The following is a 25,490-nucleotide window of genomic DNA, read 5'->3' as shown; positions in this document are numbered from 1 at the left end:
CGATGACTGTCGCAAGGTATTTTGACGAAATGTCCTATGGTCCAGCACCCGAGGCCGACACCGAAGCCCGCCAGTGGCTGGCGCGCCATAAGGGCGAGTTCGGCCACTTCATCAATGGCGCCTTCGTTGCTTCCGCATCCGGCAAAACCTTCGAGACCAACGAACCGGCAACCGGCAAGCTGCTCGCCAAGGTCGCGCTCGGCGGTGCCAAGGATGTCGACGATGCGGTCGCCGCGGCCCGCAAGGCGCAAGGCGCCTGGGCGAAGCTGCCGGGCCATGCCCGCGCCCGTCATCTCTATGCCCTCGCCCGCATGATCCAGCGCCATGCGCGCCTGATCGCCGTGGTCGAGGCGATCGACAACGGCAAGCCGATCCGCGAGACCCGCGACATCGACGTACCGCTCGCGGCCCGCCATTTCTATCACCACGCCGGCTGGGCGCAGCTGCAGGAAACCGAGTTTGCCGATCAGGTGCCGGTCGGCGTCGTCGGCCAGGTCATCCCGTGGAACTTCCCGTTCCTGATGCTCGCTTGGAAGGTTGCACCCGCGCTAGCGCTCGGCAACACCGTGATCCTGAAACCAGCGGAATTTACGCCGCTGACGGCGTTGCTCTTTGCTGAACTCGCCGCTGCTGCGGGCCTTCCGGCCGGCGTGCTCAATGTCGTCACCGGCGAAGGTGAAACCGGCGCACTGATCGTCGAGCACTCGGACATCGACAAGATCGCCTTTACCGGCTCGACGGAGGTCGGCCGCCTCATCCGCGAGCGCACTGCCGGCACCGGCAAGTCGCTGACGCTCGAACTCGGCGGCAAGTCGCCGTTCATCGTCTTTGACGACGCCGATATCGATGGCGCGGTCGAAGGCGTGGTTGATGCCATCTGGTTCAACCAAGGCCAGGTCTGCTGCGCCGGCTCGCGCATCCTCGTGCAGGAAGGCGTGACGCCGCTCTTTTACGAGCGGCTGAAGCGCCGCATGCAGACGCTGCGCGTCGGCCATCCGCTCGACAAGGCGATCGACATGGCAGCGATCGTTGCGCCGGTGCAGTTGCAGCGGATCGAAGACCTTGTCGCCAAGGGTGTCGCCGAAGGGGCAGCCCTGCATCAGCCTGACATCGACCTGCCGAAGGGCGGAAGTTTCTATCCGCCGACGCTTCTGACCGGTGTGCAGCCGACCTCGATCGTTGCGACCGAAGAGATCTTCGGCCCCGTCGCCGTCTCCATGACTTTCCGCACCCCGGAAGAGGCGATCCAGCTTGCCAACCACACGCGCTACGGCCTTGCCGCCAGCGTCTGGAGCGAGACCATCGGTCTGGCTCTGCATGTCGCGGCCAAGCTCGCCGCCGGCGTCGTCTGGGTCAATGCCACCAACCTCTTCGATGCTTCTGCCGGTTTCGGCGGCAAGCGCGAATCCGGCTTCGGCCGCGAGGGCGGTCGTGAGGGCTGCTACGAATATCTGAAACCGAAGGCATGGCTCGGTCGCAAGCTGCGTCCCGCCGTCGCCGAACCGGTGCTGAAGCCCGTCGCCGGCGATTTCGCCATGCCTGACGTCGACCGCACCGCCAAGCTCTTCATCGGCGGCAAGCAGGCACGCCCGGACGGCAACTATAACCGCAACGTGCTTTCGCCGAAGGGCAAGGTGCTTGGCGAGGTCGGCGAGGGCAACCGCAAGGACATCCGCAACGCGGTCGTCGCAGCGCAAGCCGCATCCGCCTGGTCCTCGGCAACGACGCACAACCGCGCGCAGATCCTCTATTACATCGCTGAAAACCTGAGCGGCCGCGCAGGCGAATTCGCCGATCGCCTTGCCGACATGACCGGTGCGTCCTCAACGAACGCCAAGGCAGAGGTCGAAGCCTCGATCGCGCGGCTCTTCACCTATGGTGCCTGGGCCGACAAGTATGAGGGGGCGATCCACCAGCCGCCGCTTCGCGGCGTCGCACTTGCGATCCCCGAGGCGATCGGCGTCGTCGGCGTCGTCTGCCCGCCGGAAGCGCCGCTGCTCGGCATGATCAGTCTCGTCGCGCCGCTGATCGCCACCGGCAACCGCGTCGTCGTCGTGCCGAGCGAACAGCATCCGCTGGCAGCAACCGATTTCTATACGGTTCTGGAAACATCCGACGTTCCGGCCGGTGTCGTCAACATCGTCACCGGTTCGACGATCGAACTGGCCAAGACGCTCGCAAGCCACAACGACGTGGATGCGCTCTGGGCTTTCGGCTCGGCGGAACTCTCGACCCTTGTCGAGAAGCTTTCGGTCGGCAACCTGAAGCGCACCTTCGTCGACTACGGCAAGGCAACGAACTGGCTCGACCGCGAGGCGGCGGAAGGCCCGGCCTATCTGCGCCGCGCGACGGACGTCAAGAACATCTGGATCCCCTACGGCGAGTAGGGGACCCACCACGCGCGGGGCGGGGGGAGCCGGTCCGCGCGGTGGAGGAACGTGAACAGTTAGGGAGACGCATTCGCCTGTAAGGGGGAATGCATTGCGCGCCACGGAAACCGGAGCGCGCCAGGAGGAGGACTGCATGCTGAAGAATATCGATCCGGCGCTGAATGCCGATGTGCTGCACGCGCTGAGGTCCATGGGACACGGCGACACGCTGGTCATCTCCGACACCAATTTCCCGTCCGACGCCATTGCCCGCAAGACCACGCTCGGCACGCTGCTGCGCATCGACAACGTGTCGGCCGCGCGTGCCGTCGAGGCGGTGCTTTCCGTGCTGCCGCTCGACACACCTTTGCAGCCCTCCGCCGGCCGCATGGAGGTGATGGGTGCGCCGGACGATGTCCTGCCGGTGCAGCAGGAAGTGCAGGCGGCGATCGACCGCGCCGAGGGCAAGTCGGCTCCGATGTACGGCATCGAGCGCTTCAAGTTCTACGAGGAAGCGAAGAAAGCCTATTGCGTCATCACCACGGGCGAGACGCGCTTCTACGGCTGCTTCCTCTTCACCAAGGGCGTCATTCCGCCGAAGACCTGACGATCCGCTGCGCAACGCAGCGTTCGAACAAATGATTGAAATCGCGAGAGATTGCCTGGGCACACCGTTTCACACCGGTGCGGTTGCAGGGGGAGGCTTGAATGAAGGTTGGTGTTTCGATCCTGGGTATCTTCGTGGCCGACACGGCCTATCTGGCGCGGCGCATGCCTGTCGTCGGCGAAACGATTACCGGCAGCGGCTTTTCCGTCGGGCCGGGCGGAAAGGGCTCGAACCAGGCGGTTGCCTGCGCTCGGGCGGGAAGTCCCGTCTCCTTCATCTCCAAGCTCGGTCGCGACACCTTCGGCGAGATGGCGCTGCGCACCTATGCGGAAGCCGGCGTGACGCCGAAGATCGTCGAGATGGACGACCTGCCGACGGGTGCTGCCTTCATCTATGTCAACGACCAGAACGGCGAAAACGCCATCATCGTCTATCCCGGTGCTGCCGGCTCGATCGGTATCGACGATGTCGAGGCTGCGCGTGAGACGATCGAGGGCTCGCGCATCTTCGTGACCCAGCTCGAACAGCCGGTTGCCGCCGCGCAGCGCGCGCTCGAGATTGCGCATGCTGCCGGCGTCACCACCGTCTTCAACCCGGCACCGGCCGAAGCTTTCCCTGATGCGTTCTATCCGCTCTGCGATTACCTCGTGCCAAACGAGACGGAAGCCGCAGCCATCGTCGGCTTTGCGCTTTCTTCCGAGGACGACATTCGGCGTGCCGGTGACGCGATCCTGAAGAAGGGTGCGAAGACGGCGCTGATCACGCTCGGCGAACGCGGCGTGCTCTATCACAACCACGAGCAGTCGGTGCTCGTTCCGGCGATCGCCAGCGGACCGGTGATCGATACGACCGGGGCAGGGGATGCGTTTGTCGGCGGCTTCTCCGCTGCACTGGCGCGTGACCTTGCTCCGGTCGACGCGGTCCGATTCGGCTGCGCCACGGCCGGCATCGCCGTGACCCGTCGCGGCACGGCGCCTGCCATGCCGAGGCTGGCAGAGATTGAGGCGCTGCTTGCCAGAGGTCCGGCCGCATGACGCGCAACGACCCGATCAAGCACTTCTTCATCTGGCCGGCCCTGATCATCGTCTTGATGATCTCGATCTTTCCGCTCGTCTATTCGTTGACGACAAGCTTTATGAGCATGCGGCTGGTGCCGCCGACACCGGCCCGTTTCGTCGGCTTCGGCAACTACATCGACCTCTTGCAGAACCCGCGCTTCTGGCATGTGGCGGGCACGACGACGCTGATCGCCTTCATCTCGGTCGGGCTGCAATATGTGATCGGTCTTTCGGTGGCGCTGGCACTGAACTCAAAGATGCCGGGCGAGGGCATCTTCCGCGTCAGCTTCCTGCTGCCGATGTTGGTGGCGCCGGTCGCCGTTGCGCTGATTGCCCGCCAGGTGCTGAACCCGACGATGGGCCCGCTCAACGAGCTGATGACGGCAATCGGCTTCCCCAATCTGCCCTTTCTCACCCAGACCAGTTGGGCGCTCGGCTCGATCATCGCTGTCGAAGTCTGGCAATGGACACCCTTCGTCATCCTGATGCTGCTCGCCGGGCTGCAGACGCTGCCCGACGATGTCTACGAGGCGGCGGCACTCGAGAACGCCACGCCGTGGCAGCAGTTCCGCGACATCACGTTTCCGATGCTGCTGCCGATCTCGGTTGCCGTCGTCTTCATCCGGCTGATCGAGAGCTACAAGATCATCGATACCGTCTTCGTCATGACCGGCGGCGGGCCAGGCATATCGACCGAGACGCTGACGCTGTTTGCCTATCAGGAAGGCTTCAAGAAGTTCAACCTCGGCTACACCTCGGCCCTTTCCTTCCTGTTCCTGATCGTCATCACCGTGATCGGCCTCGTCTATCTCGCCATCCTCAAGCCCTATCTGGAGAAGCACAAATGAGCGTGCGGACTCTCAAAGGGAAACGGCGCTGGCTGGCGCTCGGCGGCTGCCTTATCTGGCTCGCCATCACTTTCTTCCCGCTCTACTGGGTGCTCATCACCTCGTTCAAGACGCCGATCGCCGTCGTCGGCGGGCCGACCTATCTGCCCTTCGTCGATTTCGAGCCGAGCCTGACGGCCTGGAGCGAGCTTCTGTCGGGCCAGCGCGGTCAGTTTTTCAACACCTTCCTGGCATCGACGATCATCGGCCTTTCGGCCTCGATCGCAGCGACCTTCATCGGCGCAATGGCGGCCTATGCGCTGGTGCGCTTCACCTTCCGCTTCCGGCTGCTCTCAGCGCTGATCTTTGTCGTCATCGCCTTTGGCGGCTTCCTTGTCGGCCGTCATGTGCTTGGCTATGGCCAAGGCATCTCGCTGGTCTATTCCTTCGTCGCAGCCCTTGCGCTTGCGGTCATTTCCAGCCGATTCCGGCTTCCAGGACCCGAGCTCGGCAACAACGACATCGTCTTCTGGTTCGTCAGCCAGCGCATGTTCCCGCCGATCGTCGCCGCCTTCGCCCTCTACCTGATGTACACGGAGATGGGCAAACTCGGCTTCAAGCTGGTCGACAGCTACATCGGCCTGACCTTCGCCTACATTGCCTTCTCGCTGCCGATCGTCATCTGGCTGATGCGCGATTTCTTCGAGGCGCTGCCGGTCGAGGTCGAGGAGGCGGCCATGGTCGACAACGTGCCGTCCTGGCGCATCTTCTTCGGCATCGTGCTGCCGATGTCGAAGCCGGGGCTGATCGCCACCTTCATGATCACGCTTGCGTTCGTGTGGAACGAGTTCCTGTTCGCGCTGTTCCTGACCAATTCCAAGTGGCAGACGCTGCCCATTCTCGTTGCCGGCCAGAACAGCCAACGTGGTGACGAATGGTGGGCGATTTCCGCTGCCGCCCTCGTTGCCATCATCCCGATGATGGTCATGGCTGGGCTTTTGAGCCGGCTCATGCGCTCCGGCCTGCTTCTGGGAGCGATCAAATAATCAACCGCTTTGGCATGTATTCATTCAACAGGAGGATAGAATGAGGAAATTGCTACTGGCTTCTGCATCGCTTGCCGCACTCGCGACGGGGAGCGCGGGAACGGCGCTTGCCGCCTGCGATCCGGATTACACCGGCGTCGAACTGACAGCCACCACCCAGACCGGTCCCTACATCGCCTCGGCGCTGCAGCTTGCGGCCAAGGGCTGGGAAGAAAAGACCTGCGGCAAGGTCAAGGTCGTCGAGTTCCCGTGGTCGGAACTTTATCCGAAAATCGTGACGTCGCTCACCTCGGGCGAAGACGCTTTCGACGTGATCGCCTTCGCGCCTGCCTGGGCGCCCGACTTTACCGACTTCCTGTCGGAAATGCCGGCCGATATGCAGAAGGGCGCAGACTGGGACGATATCGCCCCTGTCTACCGCGAACAGCTGATGGTCTGGAACGGCAAGGTGCTGTCGCAGACGATGGACGGCGACGCCCATACCTATAGCTACCGCATCGACCTCTTCGAAAATGCCGACAACCAGAAGGCCTTCAAGGAAAAGTACGGCTACGACCTGGCGCCACCGAAGACCTGGAAGCAGTATCTCGACATCGCCGAATACTTCAATCAGCCGGCCAACAACCTCTGGGGTACGGCCGAGGCCTTCCGCCGCGGCGGCCAGCAGTTCTGGTTCCTGTTCAGCCATGTCGCCGGCTACACCAGCCATCCGGACAATCCGGGCGCCATGTTCTTCAATCCGGAGACGATGGACGCTCAGGTCAACAATCCCGGCTGGGTTCGCGGTCTTGAGGAATATATCCGCGCCTCCAAGCTCGCGCCGCCGAATGCGCTGAACTTCTCCTTCGGCGAAGTGAACGCCGCCTTTGCCGGCGGCCAGGTGGCGGAATCGATCGGCTGGGGCGACACCGGCGTCATCGGCGCCGACCCGAAGCAGTCGAAGGTGGCCGGCAACGTCGGCTCGGCGTCGCTGCCCGGATCGGACGAGATCTGGAACTACAAGACCAAGAAGTGGGACAAGTTCGACCACGTCGTCCAGACCTCCTTCATGGCCTTCGGCGGCTGGCAGGCGGCGGTGCCCGCGACCTCGACCAAGCAGGAAGCGGCCTGGAACTACATCCAGTACCTGACGAGCCCTGCCATCTCCGGACAGGCGGCGATCACCGGCGGCACCGGGGTCAATCCCTATCGCATCTCGCACACGACCAACCTCGATCTCTGGTCGAAGATCTTCTCCGAGCGCGAAGCGAAGGAATATCTGGGCGCCCAGAAGGACGCGGTGACGGCCAAGAACATCGCGCTCGACATGCGCCTTCCCGGCTACTTCTCCTACACGGAAGTGCTGGAGATTGAGCTCTCCAAGGCGCTTGCCGGTGAAGTGACGCCGCAGCAGGCGCTCGATAGCGTCGCCGAGCAGTGGAACAAGCTGACCGACGAGTTCGGCCGCGACAAGCAGCTCGCCGCCTATCGCGCCTCGATGGGCCTGCCGAAGCAGTAACGAGACCATGCCCGCCCCGAGATGATCGGGGCGGGCGCCACCGTCCCCGGCGAGACCGGGCACAGACAGCAGCAAGGGTTTTCGCATGTCACAGGTCCGATTGCAGCAGATCACCAAGTCCTTCGGGAGCGTCACGGTCATTCCGCCGCTCGATCTTCAGATCGCCGATCGCGAATTCGTCGTGCTCGTCGGTCCGTCCGGCTGCGGCAAGACGACGACGCTCCGGATGATCGCCGGCCTTGAGACGGCGACCTCGGGTTCGATCCGGATCGGCGACCGCGACGTGACAGACCTTAGGCCGGGCCTGCGCAACTGCTCCATGGTGTTTCAGAACTACGCGCTCTATCCGCACATGACGGTCGCCGAGAACATCGGCTACGGCATGAAGGTGCGCGGCACGCCGAAGGTGGAGATCGACAAGGCGGTGGCGGACGCCGCCCGCATCCTCAATCTCGGCGCCTATCTCAGCCGCAAGCCGAGCGCGCTATCCGGCGGCCAGCGCCAGCGTGTCGCGATCGGCCGGGCGATCGTGCGCCAGCCGGATGTGTTCCTCTTCGACGAGCCGCTGTCCAATCTCGACGCCAAGCTGCGCATAGAAATGCGCACGGAAATCAAATTGTTGCACCGACGTCTTCAGACGACCGCCGTCTACGTCACGCACGATCAGGTGGAAGCCATGACCATGGCAGACCGGGTGGTCGTCATGAACCAGGGGCGCATCGAACAGGCGGCCGATCCGATCACGCTCTACGAGCAGCCGGCCAATCTCTTCGTCGCCGCCTTCATCGGTGCGCCAAGCATGAATTTCATCGAGGGGCGGCTGGAACGCGGCGATGGCGGGATGCAGTTCATAGCGGATGGTGATGTGGCGGTTGCTATCCCGGAAAGCCGTGCCGAAAAACTCGGTGCCTATGTTGGCAAGGCCGTCGTGCTCGGCATCCGGCCGGAACATACGATGGCGACGGACGCCAATGCGCCGACAGTCAGGCTGACCGTTCGCGATATCGAACCACTCGGCCCGCATACGCTGGCGCTCGGCAGGGTCGGGCCCGCAGCCTTCACGGCGCAGGTTCACGCAGCATCACGCATCGGCCCCGAAGACCAGATCGCGGTGCCGATCGAGGCGGAGAAGATGCACTTTTTCCTGAAAGAAACCGGTGGGGCGATCGGCCGCTGACCGGGAAATGGCCGAAGGCGATGACGCCTCCGGCCTGCTGTCTTACTTCTTCTCGGCGCGCGCGGCGGCGAGGAAGGCGAGCTTTGCCGGCAGTTCCAGATGCTTGGAGAGTGCCACACGCTCGGGCGTGTAATGATGCTCGACGTCGAGGCAGTTGACGGTGCCGAGCAGCTCGCCGCCGACAACGACCGGGATGTTGGCGACCGAGCCGCAGCCGAGCGACCAGATGGTTTCGTGGTCGCCGAAGACCTTCGAGATGTCGACGATGGTGTTGGCGACAAAGGTCTGGTGCGCCTTATGCACGATGTCGAACCAGCTGTCGTAGCGGATCGGCTTGGTGCCCGAGGTCGGATACTCCTCGGGATGCGAGGTATAGGCGCGGCGGGCGACTTCATTGACCATGTCGACGGTCATGATGGTGAAGAGCTTGGCGCCGATCACCTGGCGGCTAAGCGTCTGCAATGCGGTCCATACCGTATCGGCATCGGTGGCTTTGGCAATCGCCGCGTCGAATTCCGCCAGCGCGGCAGCGATCTGTTCACTGTTCATGCTATGTCCTTGGGGTTACTCGATATCTTAGGAGGGAACGGACGAGAAATCGTCCTGTTGTCCCATCCTAGTTGGCATGCGCGGCGCTGATCTGCATCAGTTCACGCGAATAGGGATCCTTGAGGTCGCCGCGCCTGAGGTCGGCGACATCGGCAATCTCGACGATACGGCCCTGGCGCATGACGGCAAGGCGATCGCAGAGGAAGGAGACGACGGCCAGATTGTGGGTGACCATCAGGAAGGTGAGGTTCTGCTCGCGCCTGAGGCGCTTCAACAGGTTGAGGATTTCGGCCTGGACCGAGACGTCGAGCGCCGAGGTCGGCTCGTCGAGCAAAAGCACCTTCGGCTTGAGCATCAATGCACGGGCAATCGCGACGCGCTGGCGCTGGCCGCCCGAGAGCTGATGCGGAAAGCGGAAGCGGAACTTGCGGTCGAGGCCGACCGAGGTCATCACCTCCTCGATGCGCGCACTGCGGTCGCCGATACCGTGGATCGTCAGTGCTTCGCCGAGGGTCGCGTCGACGGTCTTTCGCGGGTGCAGCGAACCGTAGGGGTCCTGGAACACCATCTGGCACTGGCGCGAGAAGGCGCGGTCGATGCCATGGCCGCGCGGTGCGCCGAGCACGGTGATCTCGCCGGTCCACTCCGGCGCGAGGCCGGCGATGGCTTTCAGCACGGTCGATTTTCCCGAGCCACTTTCGCCGACAAGCGCAAAGCTCTCGCCGTCGGCGATGTCGAGATTGACGTCGTGGGTGATCTGCACGTCGCCATAGGAGATGTCGAGATTTTTCAGAGAAAGCGCGGTCATGACTTGGCCCATGCGCTGCGGTCGAGGACCGGCAGCTCTTCCCGTGTTTCATCGAGGCGCGGGATCGAGGCGATCAGCCCACGCGTATAGGGGTGCTTGGCCGCCATCAGTTCGCCGGCCTTGCATTCCTCGACCACCTCGCCGGTGTTCATCACGAGGATGCGGTCGCAATAGCTGGAGACGAGGTTGAGGTCGTGGCTGATGAAGATCAGCCCCATGCCCTTGCGCTTGACCAGTTCGTCGATGATGTCGAGGACTTGCGCCTGGACGGAGACGTCGAGCGCCGAGGTCGGCTCGTCGGCGATCAGCAGGTCCGGCTCCGGGATCAGCATCATCGCGATCATCACGCGCTGGCCCATGCCGCCGGAGACTTCGTGCGGATAGAGCTTGGCGACGCGTTCCGGGTCGGCGATGCGCACCGATTCCAGCATCGCGAGCACGCGATTGTTAACTTCGCGGCGCGGCAGCTTCTGGTGCGTCAGAAGCGCCTCGGCAATCTGCTCGCCGATAGTCATGACCGGGTTCAGCGAGAATTTCGGGTCCTGCATCACCATGGAGATGCGGGCGCCGCGGATGGCGCGCATCTGCCGCTCGGATTGCTTGAGGAGGTCAACGCCGTCGAAGACGAGCTTGTCGGCGGTGACGCGACCTGGCGCGCGGATCAGCTGCAGGATGGAGCGGCCGGTCATCGACTTGCCGGAGCCGCTTTCGCCGACGATGCCGAGGCGCTCGCGGCCGAGGGTGAAGGAGATGCCGCGCACCACCTCAAGATCACCGCGGGGCGTCGGGAACGTGACGCGCAGGTTTTCGACTTCGAGAAGATTGCTCATCAGCGTTGCTCCCCGCTTTTCGGATCGAGCACGTCGCGCAGGCCGTCGCCGAGGAAGCAGAAGCCGAGGCTGACGAGAATGATGGCAAAGCCCGGCATGGTCGCAACCCACCACTGGTCGAGAATGAACGAGCGGCCGCGCGAGATCATCGCCCCCCATTCGGGAAGCGGCGGCTGGGCGCCAAGTCCGATGAAGCCGAGACCGGCAGCCGTCAAAATGATGCCGGCCATGTCGAGCGTGACGCGCACGATCATCGAGGAAGTGCAGAGCGGCAACACGTGGCCGAGATTGACGCGCAGGCTGGACGCGCCGAGCAGGCGCACCGCCGAGATGAACTCGGAGTTCTTGAAGGTGAGCGTTTCGGCGCGGGCCACACGGGCGTATCCGGGCCAGGAGGTGATCGCGATGGCGATGATTGCGTTCTCGATGCCGGGGCCGAGGGCTGCGACGAAGGCCAGCGCCAGGATGAGCTTCGGCAGCGACAGAAAGATGTCGGTGATGCCCATCAGGATACGGTCGACCCAGCCGCCGAAATAGCCGGCAGCCACGCCGATCACGAGACCGGCGGGTGCTGCGAGCACGGCGACCAGTGTGACGATGGCGAGCGTGATGCGTGAACCGTAGACGACACGGGACCAGATGTCGCGGCCGAGCTCGTCGGTTCCCATCCAGTGGGCCGCACTCGGCGGCAGCAGGCGTTCGCCGAGCGACTGGCGCAGCGGATCATGGGTGGCAAGCCACGGGGCAAAGAGCGCGGTCAGCACCAGAACGAGGATGATGACGGCGCCGACGACGGCGAGCGGATTGCGCATCAGCGCGCCGAAGATGCGGTAGAAGCGCCCGAGGCGCGCCTGCATCGGCGAAGCTGGGCTGTCGTCTATCAGCCATTCACGAAGTGCGGTCATGGTCGCTCCTCCCTTAGCGTGCACGCGGATCGAGCACGCGGTAGAGCACGTCCGAAATCTTGTTGATGCCGATGAAGACCGCGCCGATGACGAGGGTCGAGCCGAGCACGGCCGCCATGTCGGCGTTGAGCAGAGCGACGGTCAGGTAGTTGCCGATGCCGGGCCAGGAGAAGATCGTCTCGATCATCACGGAGCCTTCAAGCAGGCCGGCATAGGAAAGCCCGATGACGGTGATCAACGGCACGCGGATCGGACGGAAGGCGTGGCGCCAGATGACGAGGCGCTCCGGCACGCCCTTGACCCGGGCGGTCGTCACATACTCCTGGCTCAGCTGGTCCAGCATGAAAGAGCGCGTCATGCGGGCGATATAGGCGAGCGAGAAGAAACCGAGGCAGGAGGCCGGCAGGATCAGGTGCCAGACGGCGTTGCGGAAGATCTCCCATTCGCCGGCAATGATGCTGTCGATGAGGATCAGGCCGGTCACGGGCGACACCATGCCGTCGTAAAAGATGTCGACACGGCCGGGCCCGCCGACCCATTTCAGCTTCGCGTAGAAGATCGCCAGGCCGACGAGACCGAGCCAGAAGGCGGGCACCGAATAGCCGAGCAGACCGATGACGCGGATGCCCTGGTCGAGCCAGGAACCGCGGCGGGCGGCGGCAAACACGCCGAGCGGCACGCCGATCAGAACGCCGAGGATGATGCCGAGCGTCGCCATCTCGAGCGTCGCCGGGAAGACGCGCGCGAGATCCTCAATCACGGGCTTGCCGGTCGAGACCGATGTGCCGAAATTGAAGGTGGCGACGTCACGTACGTAGCTGACAAACTGGGTTATGAGCGGCTGGTCGAGACCCATCTCCTGGCGCACGCGTTCATAGACGGCGACGGGCGCGCGGTCGCCGACGACGGCCAGGACCGGGTCGATCGGGACAATGCGGCCGATGAAAAAGGTGATGGCAAGCAGGCCGAGGAAGGTTATCGCAAGCGTAACCAGGAAGCCCATGAACGAGAAAAGGCGCTGGCGTGCCCGGCTGGGCCGAGCGGCGCGTCGTACAGGCGCTGCTGCTGTGGTGCTGTTGTTTGCCACGTGGCGATTCCATCCCTCTTCGCTTGCGGTCTGAATTGTCGATACCGCAAAAATTCGCTTGGAGTATATAAATAAGTTTGCTTAAATCAAAAAAATTTTACTGGGCGGAAACGGGAGGAATAACCGCTGTGAGCGATCCGTCTGAGGATACGCAAGCCGCTTCGGGCAAATCGGCCGGGGCAGGGCAGCCGAAGGTGGGCGCGCTGGTGCGTGCGCGCCGCCGACAGATGCATATGACATTGCAGGCGCTCAGCGATGCGGCCGGCGTTTCGGTCGGCTATCTCAGCCAGATCGAGCGCGATCTCGCCATGCCGTCACTCGGCACCCTGGCGCAAATAGCCCAAGGGCTCGGCGCCGAACTCAACCATTTCATCCTCGCACCGGCGATCGACACCGGGCTCTCGCGTGCCGAAGGCCGCATGGTGTTTTCGGTCGGCGGTTCGCCGGTTTCCTATGAGCGCATCGGCGCGGATTTTGCCGGCAACCAGCTGTCGAGCTTTGTCATCACCATTCCGCCGGGGCATCGGTCCGAGGTCTTCAGCCACGAGGGCGAAGAGCTCGTCTACATGCTTGAAGGCGAAATCCTGTTCGGGCTCGACGGCGACGACACCATGCTTTCGCCCGGCGACGGTCTGCATTTTCGCGGCATCCAGCCACATTACTGGTGGAACAGGACCGACAAGCCCGTGCGGCTGATATGGACCGGCACGTTGCCGCTCTTCCGCCTGCGCGCTTCCCAATTCAACGAGACCGGCGCGCCGCAATCGGCGCTGAAGCCGGCACCCACAAAAACCAAGCCTCATCGAAAATAGGAGAATGATGATGAGAATGTTCAAGGCCGCGGTCTTCGCGGCGTCCCTGATGATGAGCGTGGCGCCGGCCGCACTCGCCGAAACGCCGGCCGATGTGCTGGTCGTCGCCCAGAACATCGACGACATCGTCAGCATCGATCCGGCCGAGGCCTACGAGTTCTCGTCGGGCGAATACGTCACCCAGACCTATGACCGCCTGGTGCAGTACGATGCACCCGACGTGAAGAAGCTGGCGCCGGGTCTGGCCTCCGAATGGACGGCCGACGATGCGGCAAAGACGATCACCTTCACGCTGCGTGATGGCGTTACCTTCTCCTCGGGCAACCCGTTGCGCGGCGAAGACGTCGTCTACTCCTTCAAGCGCGTCGTCGTTCTCAACAAGGCGCCTGCCTTCATCCTGACGCAGCTCGGCTGGACCCCTGAGAACATCGACAAGATGGTGACCGCCGACGGCAACAAGGTCACGATCAAGTACGAAGGCGACTTCTCGTCGGCCTTCGTTCTCAACGTTCTCGCCGCCCGCCCGGCTTCGGTCGTCGATGCGGAAACCGTCAAGGCCAACGAGGCCGACGGCGACTTCGGCAATGCCTGGCTGAAGGCCAATTCGGCTGGTTCGGGTCCGTTCGTTCTCAAGGCCTTCCGCGCCGGCGAACTCTTGAACCTTGCCAGCAACCCGAACTACTTCGGCGGCGCTCCGGCAATCAAGGGCGTGATCATCCGCCACGTGGCCGAAGCCGCGACCCAGCAGCTGATGCTGCAGACCGGTGACGTCGACATGGCCAAGAACCTGACGCCGGACCAGGTGTCGGGTCTCGAAGGCAAGGACGGCGTCAAGGTCGAATCCTATCCGCAGGCCGCCGTGCACTTCCTGTCCTTCAACCAGAAGGACGCAGCCCTGCAGCCGCCGGCCGTCTGGGAAGCCGCCCGCTATCTCGTCGACTACAAGGGCATGACCGACAGCTTCCTCAAGGGGCAGATGGATGTTCACCAGGCCTTCTGGCCGAAGGGCTTCCCCGGTTCGCTCGATGAGACGCCCTACAGCTACGACGTCGAAAAGGCGAAGAAGATTCTCGCCGACGCCGGCATCAAGACGCCGATCAAGGTGACCCTCGACGTCATCAACTCGACGCCGTTCACCGACATGGCGCAGTCGCTGCAGGCATCGTTTGCCGAAGCCGGCATCAACTTCGAAATCGTCCCGGGCACAGGCAGCCAGGTGATCACCAAGTACCGCGCCCGCACGCATGAAGCCATGCTGCTCTATTGGGGCCCGGATTTCATGGACCCGCATTCGAACGCCAAGGCGTTTGCCTATAACGAAGACAATGCCGACGACAAGTACCAGTCGACGACCACCTGGCGGAACGGCTGGGCGGTTCCGGCCGAACTTAACGAGGCGACCAAGGCAGCCCTCAAGGAAGCCGATCCGGCCAAGCGCGACGCGCTTTACGTCGACCTGCAGCGCAAGGTGCAGGAAAAGTCGCCGATCGTGATCATGTTCCAGGCAGCGACCCAGGTCGCGATGAAGGACAAGGTTGAAGGCTACGTCAACGGCGCCACCTCCGACTTCGTCTTCTACCGCCTGGTGAAGAAGAACTGATCGGCCAGCGATCGCCCTTGCGCCGATGAGAAAAAGGCGCACATATCAAAACGCCCTGGGCCTTCCGGCCCGGGGCGACGTGTTTCTACCGATTGGTTTGATCAAGTTCTGGGAAGGTTTGCGAAATGGCGGATGTGAAGGTGAGAACGCGGGAAACCGGTGCGACGGCGGTCGTCGGCAAGGCCGGCTTTCCGCATGTGACGTCGGTGACCGGCGGCGAACTCGATATCGTCACCGGCCCGTCGCAGGCGGGCTACGGCCCGCTCGACCTGCTTTACGCGTCGCTCGCAAGCTGCCTGGTGCTGAGCGCGCGTATTGCCGCCAGCCGATTTGGCGTGCTCGACCGGCTGACGGAAGTGAGCGCCAAGGTGACCGGCGAGAAGGCCCATGACGAGCCCTCCCGTGTGGCGAAGTTCAACATCGTCTTCGATATCAAGGGCGATTTCGACGACACGGTCCGTCATGCAATTGCGGAAGCGGCCGAAAACGAAATCTGCACCGTCAGCAACACGATCCGCGGCAATCCGGAGTTTGTGACGACGTTCGGCCACTGACCTTCATCGGTCTCAGTCTGACGCAAAAGGGCGGGCTGCCATCGGTAGCCCGCCCTTTTTGATCCAGCTGGCAGAAGGGGTCAGGCCGGCTGCGGCGTGAGCGCCTCAGGCTGGCGCCGACCGATCGTCAGCACCAGCAGGGCCGCGACGATGCAGAGCATGCCTGCGGCGAGCAGCGCCGGCGTATAGGTCTCCAGCGACGTGCGGCTGGCGCCTGCGAGAAAGGTCGCGCTGGCGGCTCCGAGCTGATGGCCGGTGAAAACCCAACCGAAGACAAGGGCAGCGCGCTCCGGTCCGAAGCGTTCAGCCGAGAGCTTCACGGTCGGTGGAACCGTGGCGACCCAATCCAGGCCGTAGAAGATCGCAAAGATCGACAGCGTGTAGATGTTGAAGCCGCTAAACGGCAGGAACATCAGCGACAGGCCGCGCAGGCCATAGAACCAGAAGAGCAGCCAGCGGTTGTCGTAACGATCCGACAGCCAGCCGGAGCCGATGGTGCCGATGAGGTCGAACACGCCGATCAGCGCCAGCAGGCTGGCTGCGGCGACGGGAGCTATACCCACGTCGCCGCAGATCGAAACCCAATGGGTCTGGATGAGCCCATTGGTGCTGAAGCCGCAGACGAAGAAGGTGGCAAATAGCACCCAGAAGGTGTCGGTCCTGGCGGCGTCGACGAGCGCCCGGATCGGTGCGATCAGCAGTTCCCCGAAGCTCTTCGCCTTTGGCGGCGCCGGAGCCATCTGCTTCGAGCCGAAGGGCGAAAGGCCGAGGTCGCCAGGGCGATCCTGCATGAAAAGCAGGACCAGCGTGAAGGCCGCAAGCAGGATGACGATGATCAGCGTCAGCGCCGAGCGCCAGCCGATCGTTTCGGTGAGGGATGCAAGAAGCGGCAGGAAGACCAGTTGCCCAGTGGCGTTGCTGGCGGTCATTAGCCCGACGACGAGCCCGCGTCGCTTGTCGAACCAGCGGGTCGCGACCGTGGCCCCGAGCACAAGCGCCGTCATGCCGGTGCCGACACCGAGCACCACGCCCCAGATAGCGACCAGGTGCCAGAGTTCCGTCATGTAGAAGGAGGCGGCGATGCCGGAGATGATCAGGATCAGTGCCGTGGAGACGACCGGGCGCACGCCGAAATGGTTCATGAAGGATGCAGCGAACGGACCGAGCAGACCGAAGAGGCAAAGCCGGATGGCGAGCGCCAGCGAGATTTGCGCGTTGGTCCAGCCGAATTCAGTCTCGAGCGGCTTGATCAGCACGCCGGCCGAGCCCATGGCGCCGGCGGTTGACAGCATGACCAGAAAGGTGACGGCGGCGACAGCCCAGCCGTAGTGGATATTGCGTCTGGCAAGATAACGCGCAAGCGCCGGACCGAGCATCGTCGATTTCCTTTCGTCCATGTTTTCGGGCATGCGACAGCGCTGCGCGGGCGGTTGGGAGCGCAGGTCGCAGATTGAACCGTTGTTTGGCAGTATTCTTCCGGTTCCGGGCAGCGCAGGCTGCCTGGACTATCCTGGCCACAAGTCGCAGAGCGCGACCAGAAAGTTGATCTGGAAACGAGGCGCTAAAGCGCCAGCAGCAGGTCCTCCAGCTGGGCGGTGGCATCGGCTCCCAGCCGACCCTCGATCTTGTCCTGGGCGGCCTGCCAGAGCGGTGCGGCGTCAGCCAGTATCCGGTGGCCGCTCTCGGTTAGTTCGACAATGGCCTCCCGCTGGTCCTTTCCGCTTCCCGTCGCGGCCAATCCCATTCCCTCCAACACCTTGACGTTGCGACTGACCGTCGATCGCTCGAGTTCAATCTTCCGGCCAAGCTCGGTCATCGAGATCGGTTCATCGCGCGCGATGTGCCGAAGCAGGCTGAACTGAGCAAGGTTGAGGCCAATCGGCTGAAGTGCATCGTCATAGACGGACGTCACTCTCCGAGTGGCTTTGCGTAGGAGGGCACAGTAACAACGGGACATGATGTGTGTATATACACGTAAACGATTGACGTCAAGCGTTCCGTGGCGCGAGGCTCCGGTTCGGAGCGATCAGCGGTTCAAGCGAAACTGAAGAACGTGGTTGGGATAAGCCTGGTCCCCGATGATGAAATGGGTTTGTCCTGCCATCTCAAAACCGTTCGCGTGGTAGAAGGCCGTGGCCTTTTCATTTTCAGCGTTCACCGCCAGCCACGTGCTTGGCTGGCCAGTGTCCAGGCAGAATCGCAGGCCGGTTTTCAGGAGAGCTTTCCCGAGGCCGCGACCATGGTGGCGGGGCTGGACGTAGAGCGTCGTTATTTCCAGGTCGGAGGCGATGTCCACCGGCGCTGGCGAACTCGCCGACATGCGCAAGAAGCCGTCGATGCCGACGGCGTTCTGCGAAACCCAGACGGTCTCGTTGCCGTCGCGCAGGATCTCGTCGAAGCGCGCGGTGGTAAACTGCTCCAGCGCATAGTCGGCGAAGAATGCGTTGACGCCTTCCCTGATGTACGTATGCAGCCAGACTTCCAGGCTGATCGCCGCAAGGCTGGATGCATCCGCCATGGTCGCACGTCTGATCGTCGTCTCGTTCGTCACGCGGCTGTTCTCGATCTCAATCGACAAAGGCTTCGAGTTCCTTGTCGAACTCGACCTCGACGACGTTGTTGAAGAGCGCCGTCGCCACCATGATGCCGGCGAAGGCGACGAGGTCGACCAGCGCCTTGGCGTCGTAGCGCGCCTTGAGGCCCGTCCAGATTTCCTCCGCAACGGCATTGCTGTCGGCGACGATCGCGCGACCGAAGGCAATCAGGCGCTGTTCGTCTTCGCTCGGCACGACGGTATGAAAATCGATGCCGGCATTGGCAAAGGCGCGGCGGAAGAAGCCCATGGCGATCGGCGACTTCATCGCTTCCGAGATGGAATGGGAAAGGAACCAGATCGCCCTGTCGTCGAGGGCCGGGCGCAGTTCCTCGCGCAACGTGAACCATTCCGCATAGATGCGGTGCGCGACCGGTGAATGCAGGAGCGTGCGCTTCATGTTGGTCATGCGGCCGCGCACGCGGACCTCCTCGTCATGCGCGGAGCGGATATCGTCGGAAGCGGTGTCGTAGTCGATCTGGGGGATATGGCTCATGGTCATGCCTGTCTTGGTGGCGCGAGCTGCGCAGATGATGGTTAGAAGCGTTAGACGGTGCTGAGCAGGATGCTCGTTTCGCTGTTCGACACGCCATCGACGTCGCGCACTTCGCGCAGGATGCGATCGAAATCGCTGAGACTGTTGGCGCGGATTTCGGCGACCAGATCCCAGCCGCCGTTGGTGGTGTGTAGCGCATAAAGTTCCGGCAGGCCGCGCAGGTATTTGATCACCTTGGTGGTGTTGCGGCCGCTGACCTCGATCATCATGATCGCACGGATGGCGCGATCGTCATAATCCTGCCGCACGCGCAGGGTGAAGCCGAGCACCGCCCCGCTCTCGAGCAGCCGGTCGATGCGAGTCTGCACCGTCGCCCTCGATATGCCGAGCACCGCAGCGATCTTGGAGTAGGGCGCGCGGCCGTCTTCTCGCAGGAGCGAGATGAGCTGGTGATCGAGGTCATCGAAGATATGCATGAAAGATGTATATTACGATTGCGCAAATTGCTCAATATGCCCCTCAATTTTACGCAAGTTTAAAATTTCAACTCACTTCTTGCGAGCCTACGCTGACTTCATCGAATTTCTCCGATGGAGTTTTAAACGTGGTTCAGTATGTCGGTGTCGGCAACGTAATCGAGCTGGTCAAATCGATCGGCATTGAGACGTTCCTTGTGGGTCTTGCGGAATATATCGAGGACGATTTCCGCCGCTGGAACGCATTCGAGAAAACCCCGCGGCTTGCGAGCCACTCGAAGACGGGCGTCATCGAGTTGATGCCGACCTCCGATGGCGAGCATTACGGCTTCAAATACGTCAACGGCCACCCGAAAAACCCAAATGTCGGCCTGCAGACGGTGACCGCCTTCGGCGTTCTCTCCGATGTCAGCACTGGCTACCCCTGCCTGGTCTCCGAAATGACGATTATGACGGGCCTGCGCACGGCGGCGACTTCGGCGCTTGCGGCGAAGTACCTCGCTCGTCCCGACGCCCGCTCGATGGCGATCATCGGTCTCGGCGCCCAGTCCGAATTCCAGGCGCTCGCCTTCCGCGCGCTTCTCGGCGTCAAGCGGCTGCAGGTTTTCGACATCGACAGCGAAGCGGCGACCAAGTTCTGCAACAACCTCGCGGATATGGACTTCGACATCGTCGTCGCCGCGACCGCGGAAGAAGCCGTTGCTGGCGCCGACATCATCACCACCGTCACGGCCGACAAGCGCAACGCCACGATCCTCTCCGACAACATGGTCGGCGCCGGCGTGCACATCAATGCGGTCGGTGGCGATTGCCCCGGCAAGACTGAACTTCAGGGCGATATCCTGCGCCGCGCCGACGTCTTCGTCGAATATCCGGAGCAGACCCGTATCGAAGGCGAGATCCAGCAGATGGCGCCGGACTTCCCGGTCACCGAACTCTGGCAGGTGATTGCCGGCGAGGCCGAAGGCCGTCGCTCGAGCGCCCAGATCACCATCTTCGATTCCGTCGGCTTTGCCACCGAAGACTTCTCGGCGCTGCGCTTCCTGCGCGACAAGATCCAGGGCACGGCGTTCTATACCGAGCTCGATCTGACGACCCAGCCGGACCATCCGCGCGATCTTTACGGCCTGTTCCGGCAGCAGCCGGCAGCCCCTGCCGAGCGGAGCGCTGCATAACATGAAGAGACTGTCCGTACAGGCGCCGAAGGGCGTCGTGATGATCCGCCCTCACCATTTTGGCCCGAACCCGATGACGGCCAAGGACAATGCCTTCCAGGCGACCGACGAAGCACGACAGCCGACGGTAATCGCCAAGGCCGCCTTTGACGAAGTCAGCCGCATGGCCGACGGCCTTTCTGACGCCGGTGTTGCTGTTCATCTCTTTGAAGATGAAACCACGACCCGTCCCGACTCGGTCTTCCCGAACAACTGGTTCTCGACCCATTCGGGCGGTCACGTGGCGATCTACCCGATGTATTCGGAAAGCCGCCAGAGCGAGCGCCGCGTCGACATCATCGAGATGCTGAAGAGCGAGTATCGCGTTCAGGATGTGATCGACTATTCCGGCCTCGAAAAGGACGGCGTCTATCTCGAAGGCACCGGCGCCATGGTGCTCGACCATATCGGTCGCGTCGCCTATGCCGCCCGCTCCAACCGCACCAATGAAGTGGCGCTGGAACGTTTCTGCACCCACTTCAATTTCGAGCCGATGATCTTCGGCGCGGTCGACCGCCAGGGCAACTCGATCTACCATACCAACGTGCTGATGTGCATCGGCACCGAGTTTGCGCTGATCGGCACGAGCATGATCCCGGATGCGGCCCGCCGCCAGGAAATCTGCGCCCGCCTGGAAGAGACGGGCCGCCAGGTCATCGATCTCACGCTGGAGCAGATCGAGAACTTTGCCGGCAATGCCATCGAACTCGATGGGGCCGACGGCCGCGTCGTCGTCATGTCGGCCCGCGCACTCGCTTCGCTCCGCCCCGACCAGATCAAGGCGCTGGAAGTCTCGGCGCGTGTTCTCGCCTTCGACGTTCCAACCATTGAGCTTGCTGGCGGGTCCGTGCGCTGCATGCTCGCTGGCGTTCACCTGTCCCGTCGGGAAAACGTGAACAAGCAACCGCTTTACGCCGCCATGTCCGATCGCTAGAAGCACCTCATCCAAGCCAAAGGTATTACAAATGTCGCAGTCACGCCCTGTCTACCAGTTCAACAATATCATCGTGCGCACCCCGTCGAAGTCGGTCGTCAACGGCCTGCGTGCCGACGATCGCGGCAACCCGACCTTTGAGGGTGTAAAGGCTGAACACGACGCCTACATCGCGGCGATGAAGGATGCGGGCGTGAAGGTCACGGTGCTGCCGGCGCTCGAAGCCTTCCCGGACTCGATCTTCGTCGAGGATCCGGCGCTGGTCTTTACCGAAGGCGCGATCCTTCTGCGTCCGGGTGCCGAAACCCGCGTCAAGGAAACGCCCGAGATCGAGCCGACGCTGCGCGCCATGTTCGAGACCGTGCTCGATCTGCCGGGCGAAGGCTTTGCCGATGGCGGCGACGTGCTGACGACCCGCGAAAGCGTGATGATCGGCCTTTCGGCCCGCACCAACAAGGTCGGCGCCGAAGCCCTTCAGGCTTGCCTGACGAAGCTTGGCCGCAAGAGCGAGATCGTCGCGACGCCGGAAGGCGTGCTGCACTTCAAGACCGATTGCTCGCTGCTCGACGACGAGACCGTGCTGTCGACCGCCCGTCTTGCCAAGTCCGGTGCGTTTGAGCGTTTCAAGCAGGTGATCATTCCCGAAGGCGAAGAGCCTGCGGCCAATGCACTGCGCGTCAACGACGTTGTCATGGTCGGCTCGGACTTCCCGCGCACGATCGAGATGCTCGACAAGCTCGGCTACAAGGTCGTGCCCATGAAGACGACGGAGATCGGCAAGATCGACGCGGGCCTGTCCTGCATGTCGCTGCGCTGGTTCAGCAACACGCTCTGATCCGACGCAATCCCCGAGGAGGAACATTATGAAGACGTTGAAGACCGCCCTGTTCGCAGGGATCGCCCTTTCCATGGCTGCGGGCAGCGCCCTTGCCGAGGACACGCTGCGCCTCGGCATGACGCCGGAGCCCTACATGCCCTTCACCCAGGTCAACGCCGGCGGTGAGTGGGAGGGCCTGGAAGCCGATCTTTCCCGTGCGCTTTGCGAGAAGATGGCCGTCAAGTGCGACATCAACCAGATGGCCTGGGACGGACTGATCCCGTCGCTCAAGGAAAACAAGATCGACTTCATCATCGGCGCCTTCTCGATCACCGATGAGCGTCGTCAGGTCGTCGATTTCTCGGCGCCGTACTACACCGAGGGCACGTCTTTCGTCGGCTCCAAGGGTGATACCAGCGAGATCAAGACGATCGACGCGGCTGACGGTTCCGGCAAGATCATCGATCCGGCAAGCGTCGAGGGCAAGATCATCGGCGTGCAGGCGTCGAGCGTCCAGTCGGCCTATGTCACCAAGTACCTGACCGGCGCCGAAGCCAAGAGCTACGACACCGCCGACAATTCGGTCGCAGACCTCATTGCCGGTCGCGTCGACTATGTGCTGATCCCCGACCTCTACATCCAGACGTTCCTGAAGACGCCTGAAGGTGCGGACTACGAGGTCAAGGTCGAAGTGCCGAAGAACGTCACGCTCGGCGAAGGTGTCGCCTATGCCGTGCGCAAGGGCGATGCCGCAACGCTCGACAAGGTCAATGCCGGCCTTGCTGCCCTGGAAAAGGACGGCACGACGCAGAAGCTCGTCGACAAGTGGATCTTCGGCAAGAAGTGATCGCATGACTTGGAAGCCGGCGGCGGTCTTGGATCTCCGCCGGCCTCGATCGCCAAACCGGCCGCAGCGTCGGGGCACCATCGCAGCAGGCGCGACAGCACCTTCCAGACCTGAGGGCGGGCGGCGCCAGGGCTGACGAGACACTCGGGAACAGGTAACGACGGATGGACTATTACTGGCAATTGCTTGCCTGGGGCGGCGAGGGCTGGGGCGACGATTTCGCCTGGGGCCTGCTGATGACCTTGCAGGTATCCGTGGTCGCCTATGCGGTTGCGGTTCTCTTCGGTTTCCTCGGGGCTGCCGGTAAGCTGTCGAAACACCGCGTGCCGCGGTTTCTCGCCGACATCTACACGACAGTCGTGCGCTCGCTTCCTGAGCTGCTCGTCATCCTGCTTCTCTATTTCTCGGTCGCAAGCGGTGCTGAGCGGCTGTTGAAACACTTCGGCCTCGTTGCCGAGAGCTTCCAGTTCAGCCCGTTCTGGGCGGCGATCATCGCGCTCGCCTTCGTTTCCGGCGCCTTCATGACCGAGGTGCTGCGCTCCGCCTTCCTTTCGGTGCCGCCGGGCCAGATCGAGGCGGCGGTCTCGATCGGCATGTCCAGGCAGAAGATCTTCACCCGTATCGTCTTCCCGCAGATGATGCGCCACGCGGTTCCCGGCATGGGCAATCTCTGGCTGTCGATCACCAAGGAAAGCGCCATCATCAGCGTGCTCGGCTCCTTCAGCGAGCTGCTCTACACCGGCTACCGTGCAGCTGCCGGCACCAAACAATACATCTTTTTCTATGGGCTGACGGCCATCCTGTTCCTGGCGATCACGCTCGTTTCCGTGCTGGTGATCGCGCAGATCGAACGCCGCCTCAATCGGGGGCACCACTGATGGATACGATCTCCAACGTCCTCGGCTTTCTGCCGGCGCTGCTCAAGGCCACTCCGCTGACGCTGCTGCTGACGGCGGTCGCCGGCGTCTTCGGTCTCGTCCTCGGCACGCTGGTCGCGCTCGCACGGCTGTCCGGCCGCCGCGTGCTCTCGGTCCCGGCCTATGTTTTCACGTTCGCTTTCCGCGGCACGCCGCTGCTCGTGCAGATCTATCTGATCTACTATGGCCTCGGGCAGGTCCTGCCTGGCACCTGGGTGCGCCACAGCTTCCTTTGGCCCTATCTGCGTGATGGCCTGTGGTATGCGATCTTTGCGCTCAGCCTCAACCAGGCGTCCTATAACGCAGAGGTTATCCGCGGCGCGATCAAGGCAATCCCGCGCGGACAGATCGAAGCGGCAAAATCGATCGGCATGCGCTCGTCGATGATCCTTCGCCGCATCACCCTGCCGCAGGCGTTCCGCTCCTGCCTGCCGGTGCTGACGGGCGACCTGATCATCCTGCTGAAGACGACGTCGCTCGCCTCGACGATCACCGTGCTTGAGGTGATGGGCACCGCCCGCATCCTGCAGCGCCAGTCGCTGTTGACGTTCGAGCCGCTGATTGCCGCAGGCATCATCTATTTCACCGTCGTCTTCATCCTGACGCGCATCATGGGCGTCGTCGAGAAGCGGCTCACCCGCTACCGCACGGCGAAGGCATAAAGAGGAGGCGCGCCAAGGCGCGCGAGAGGAACGAACATGGTCGCATCAGCGCTTTCGGTGAAGAACATTCACAAGAGCTTCGGGTCCGTCGAGGTGCTGAAAGGCGTCTCCTTCGAGGCAAAGTCCGGCGACGTCATCTCGCTGATCGGCAGCAGCGGCTCCGGCAAGAGCACGCTTCTGCGCTGCATCAACTATCTGGAGACGCCGGACGAGGGGGAGATCTCCGTCTCGGGCGAGGTGATCCGGACGGCCAAAGGCAAGGACGGCAAGTTCCATGCCGTCGACAAGCGACAGCTCGAACACATCCGCACCCGTCTCGGCATGGTGTTCCAGAGCTTCAATCTCTGGTCCCACAAGACCATCCTTGAAAACATCATCGAAGGGCCGATCCATGTGCTCGGCATGACGAAAAAGGATGCGATCGGCGAAGCCGAACTGTTGATGGAAAAGGTCGGTATCACGCCGAAGCGCGATCACTATCCCAACCAGCTTTCCGGCGGCCAGCAGCAGCGCGCGGCGATCGCCCGGGCGCTGGCGATGAAGCCCGAAGTGATGCTCTTCGACGAGCCGACTTCGGCGCTCGATCCGGAACTTGTCAACGAAGTGCTGCTCGTCATCAAGAAGCTCGCTGAAGAAGGCCGCACCATGGTGATGGTCACCCATGAAATGTCACTCGCCCGTGATATCTCCAGCGAAGTGATCTTCCTGCACAAGGGATTGGTCGAAGAACGCGGTGCGCCCCAGCAGATGATGCGCGATCCGCAATCGGCGCGGCTGCGCCAGTTCCTGCAGATGGCTTGAGGAGGC

Annotated in this window: 27 protein-coding genes; 17 read left to right on the top strand and 10 right to left on the bottom strand. The window is 62.8% G+C overall.

The genetic code is table 11. From position 1 onward, the window contains the following. Positions 1-2: 2 nt before the first annotated feature. The 7 genes from OKW20_RS27870 to OKW20_RS27840 all read left to right on the top strand — a co-directional run bounded on the left by OKW20_RS27870 (position 3) and on the right by OKW20_RS27840 (position 8,582). Positions 3-2,387: an aldehyde dehydrogenase family protein gene (locus OKW20_RS27870; protein WP_429177419.1), complete on the top strand. Its 2,385-nt coding sequence runs from the start codon at positions 3-5 to the stop codon at positions 2,385-2,387. 136 nt (positions 2,388-2,523) lie between these two features. After that, complete coding sequence (locus OKW20_RS27865; RefSeq protein WP_429177417.1) at positions 2,524-2,976, top strand: RbsD/FucU family protein; 453 nt, start codon at positions 2,524-2,526, stop codon at positions 2,974-2,976. A gap of 101 nt (positions 2,977-3,077) precedes the next feature. Beyond that, complete coding sequence (rbsK, locus tag OKW20_RS27860; protein WP_429177415.1) at positions 3,078-4,010, top strand: ribokinase; 933 nt, start codon at positions 3,078-3,080, stop codon at positions 4,008-4,010. Next, the gene (locus OKW20_RS27855) at positions 4,007-4,882 is read left to right on the top strand and encodes a carbohydrate ABC transporter permease (protein ID WP_429177413.1); all 876 of its coding nucleotides are present in this window, start codon (positions 4,007-4,009) and stop codon (positions 4,880-4,882) included. Before rbsK ends, OKW20_RS27855 begins: the two co-directional genes overlap by 4 nt. Further along, the gene (locus OKW20_RS27850) at positions 4,879-5,907 is read left to right on the top strand and encodes a carbohydrate ABC transporter permease (RefSeq protein WP_429177411.1); all 1,029 of its coding nucleotides are present in this window, start codon (positions 4,879-4,881) and stop codon (positions 5,905-5,907) included. The genes OKW20_RS27855 and OKW20_RS27850 overlap by 4 nt, the downstream gene beginning before the upstream one ends. A gap of 40 nt (positions 5,908-5,947) precedes the next feature. Beyond that, a complete protein-coding gene (locus tag OKW20_RS27845; RefSeq protein ID WP_429177409.1) occupies positions 5,948-7,405 on the top strand; it encodes an extracellular solute-binding protein in 1,458 nt (485 codons plus the stop codon). A gap of 85 nt (positions 7,406-7,490) precedes the next feature. Further along, on the top strand, positions 7,491-8,582 hold the full coding sequence (locus tag OKW20_RS27840) for an ABC transporter ATP-binding protein (RefSeq protein ID WP_429177407.1): 1,092 nt from the start codon (positions 7,491-7,493) through the stop codon (positions 8,580-8,582). Positions 8,583-8,624: 42 nt separating this feature from the next. Here OKW20_RS27840 and OKW20_RS27835 read toward each other — a convergent pair whose 3' ends face one another. The 5 genes from OKW20_RS27835 to OKW20_RS27815 all read right to left on the bottom strand — a co-directional run bounded on the left by OKW20_RS27835 (position 8,625) and on the right by OKW20_RS27815 (position 12,677). After that, positions 8,625-9,131 (bottom strand): GAF domain-containing protein, encoded by a 507-nt coding sequence (locus OKW20_RS27835; RefSeq protein WP_192449675.1) that lies wholly within the window; start codon positions 9,129-9,131, stop codon positions 8,625-8,627. A 67-nt stretch (positions 9,132-9,198) separates the two neighbouring features. After that, entirely contained in the window at positions 9,199-9,939 is a 741-nt protein-coding gene (locus OKW20_RS27830; RefSeq protein WP_429177405.1) for an ABC transporter ATP-binding protein, read from the bottom strand. Further along, a complete protein-coding gene (locus tag OKW20_RS27825; protein WP_429177403.1) occupies positions 9,936-10,769 on the bottom strand; it encodes an ABC transporter ATP-binding protein in 834 nt (277 codons plus the stop codon). Before OKW20_RS27825 ends, OKW20_RS27830 begins: the two co-directional genes overlap by 4 nt. Further along, positions 10,769-11,674, bottom strand: coding sequence for an ABC transporter permease (locus tag OKW20_RS27820; RefSeq protein WP_402322037.1), 906 nt, complete (start codon positions 11,672-11,674; stop codon positions 10,769-10,771). Before OKW20_RS27820 ends, OKW20_RS27825 begins: the two co-directional genes overlap by 1 nt. Before the next feature lie 13 nt (positions 11,675-11,687). Further along, complete coding sequence (locus OKW20_RS27815) at positions 11,688-12,677, bottom strand: ABC transporter permease (protein ID WP_429177629.1); 990 nt, start codon at positions 12,675-12,677, stop codon at positions 11,688-11,690. Between the two features lie 212 nt (positions 12,678-12,889). Here OKW20_RS27815 and OKW20_RS27810 point away from each other — a divergent pair, with 212 nt between their 5' ends. The 3 genes from OKW20_RS27810 to OKW20_RS27800 all read left to right on the top strand — a co-directional run bounded on the left by OKW20_RS27810 (position 12,890) and on the right by OKW20_RS27800 (position 15,727). Next, positions 12,890-13,573: a helix-turn-helix domain-containing protein gene (locus tag OKW20_RS27810; RefSeq protein ID WP_429116605.1), complete on the top strand. Its 684-nt coding sequence runs from the start codon at positions 12,890-12,892 to the stop codon at positions 13,571-13,573. A 10-nt stretch (positions 13,574-13,583) separates the two neighbouring features. Beyond that, on the top strand, positions 13,584-15,173 hold the full coding sequence (locus OKW20_RS27805) for an ABC transporter substrate-binding protein (RefSeq protein ID WP_429177401.1): 1,590 nt from the start codon (positions 13,584-13,586) through the stop codon (positions 15,171-15,173). Between the two features lie 125 nt (positions 15,174-15,298). Beyond that, positions 15,299-15,727, top strand: coding sequence for an OsmC family protein (locus OKW20_RS27800; protein ID WP_429177399.1), 429 nt, complete (start codon positions 15,299-15,301; stop codon positions 15,725-15,727). A gap of 80 nt (positions 15,728-15,807) precedes the next feature. Here OKW20_RS27800 and OKW20_RS27795 read toward each other — a convergent pair whose 3' ends face one another. From OKW20_RS27795 to OKW20_RS27775, 5 genes are all read right to left on the bottom strand, one after another. Then, positions 15,808-17,103 carry an MFS transporter gene (locus OKW20_RS27795; protein WP_429177627.1) on the bottom strand — a complete coding sequence of 432 codons (1,296 nt, stop codon included), beginning with the start codon at positions 17,101-17,103 and terminating at the stop codon, positions 15,808-15,810. Between the two features lie 185 nt (positions 17,104-17,288). After that, positions 17,289-17,684, bottom strand: a complete 396-nt coding sequence (locus OKW20_RS27790; protein ID WP_043613607.1) for a MarR family winged helix-turn-helix transcriptional regulator — start codon at positions 17,682-17,684, stop codon at positions 17,289-17,291. A 69-nt stretch (positions 17,685-17,753) separates the two neighbouring features. Beyond that, entirely contained in the window at positions 17,754-18,305 is a 552-nt protein-coding gene (locus OKW20_RS27785) for an N-acetyltransferase family protein (protein WP_429177396.1), read from the bottom strand. Beyond that, the gene (locus tag OKW20_RS27780) at positions 18,295-18,816 is read right to left on the bottom strand and encodes a hypothetical protein (protein WP_043613605.1); all 522 of its coding nucleotides are present in this window, start codon (positions 18,814-18,816) and stop codon (positions 18,295-18,297) included. Before OKW20_RS27780 ends, OKW20_RS27785 begins: the two co-directional genes overlap by 11 nt. Positions 18,817-18,866: 50 nt before the next feature. After that, positions 18,867-19,292, bottom strand: a complete 426-nt coding sequence (locus OKW20_RS27775; protein ID WP_043613515.1) for an Lrp/AsnC family transcriptional regulator — start codon at positions 19,290-19,292, stop codon at positions 18,867-18,869. 92 nt (positions 19,293-19,384) lie between these two features. On the opposite strand from OKW20_RS27775, the gene OKW20_RS27770 reads away from it, so the two are divergent. The 7 genes from OKW20_RS27770 to OKW20_RS27740 all read left to right on the top strand — a co-directional run bounded on the left by OKW20_RS27770 (position 19,385) and on the right by OKW20_RS27740 (position 25,484). Further along, positions 19,385-20,467 carry an ornithine cyclodeaminase gene (locus tag OKW20_RS27770; protein WP_429177625.1) on the top strand — a complete coding sequence of 361 codons (1,083 nt, stop codon included), beginning with the start codon at positions 19,385-19,387 and terminating at the stop codon, positions 20,465-20,467. A gap of 1 nt (position 20,468) precedes the next feature. Then, entirely contained in the window at positions 20,469-21,440 is a 972-nt protein-coding gene (ctlX, locus tag OKW20_RS27765; protein ID WP_429177383.1) for a citrulline utilization hydrolase CtlX, read from the top strand. Between the two features lie 31 nt (positions 21,441-21,471). After that, positions 21,472-22,275, top strand: coding sequence for a dimethylarginine dimethylaminohydrolase family protein (locus tag OKW20_RS27760; protein WP_043613513.1), 804 nt, complete (start codon positions 21,472-21,474; stop codon positions 22,273-22,275). Between the two features lie 28 nt (positions 22,276-22,303). Next, entirely contained in the window at positions 22,304-23,104 is an 801-nt protein-coding gene (locus tag OKW20_RS27755) for a transporter substrate-binding domain-containing protein (RefSeq protein WP_077964471.1), read from the top strand. A 164-nt stretch (positions 23,105-23,268) separates the two neighbouring features. Next, complete coding sequence (locus tag OKW20_RS27750) at positions 23,269-23,982, top strand: ABC transporter permease (protein WP_043613509.1); 714 nt, start codon at positions 23,269-23,271, stop codon at positions 23,980-23,982. After that, positions 23,982-24,683, top strand: coding sequence for an ABC transporter permease (locus OKW20_RS27745; RefSeq protein WP_043613507.1), 702 nt, complete (start codon positions 23,982-23,984; stop codon positions 24,681-24,683). The genes OKW20_RS27750 and OKW20_RS27745 overlap by 1 nt, the downstream gene beginning before the upstream one ends. Before the next feature lie 36 nt (positions 24,684-24,719). Further along, a complete protein-coding gene (locus tag OKW20_RS27740) occupies positions 24,720-25,484 on the top strand; it encodes an ABC transporter ATP-binding protein (protein WP_043613505.1) in 765 nt (254 codons plus the stop codon). The last annotated feature ends 6 nt before the right edge of the window (positions 25,485-25,490 follow it).

The organism is Ensifer sp. LBL (assembly GCF_050435225.1).
Taxonomy (GTDB): Bacteria; Pseudomonadota; Alphaproteobacteria; order Rhizobiales; family Rhizobiaceae; genus Ensifer.
This window is presented reverse-complemented; position numbering and strand designations above follow the sequence as displayed.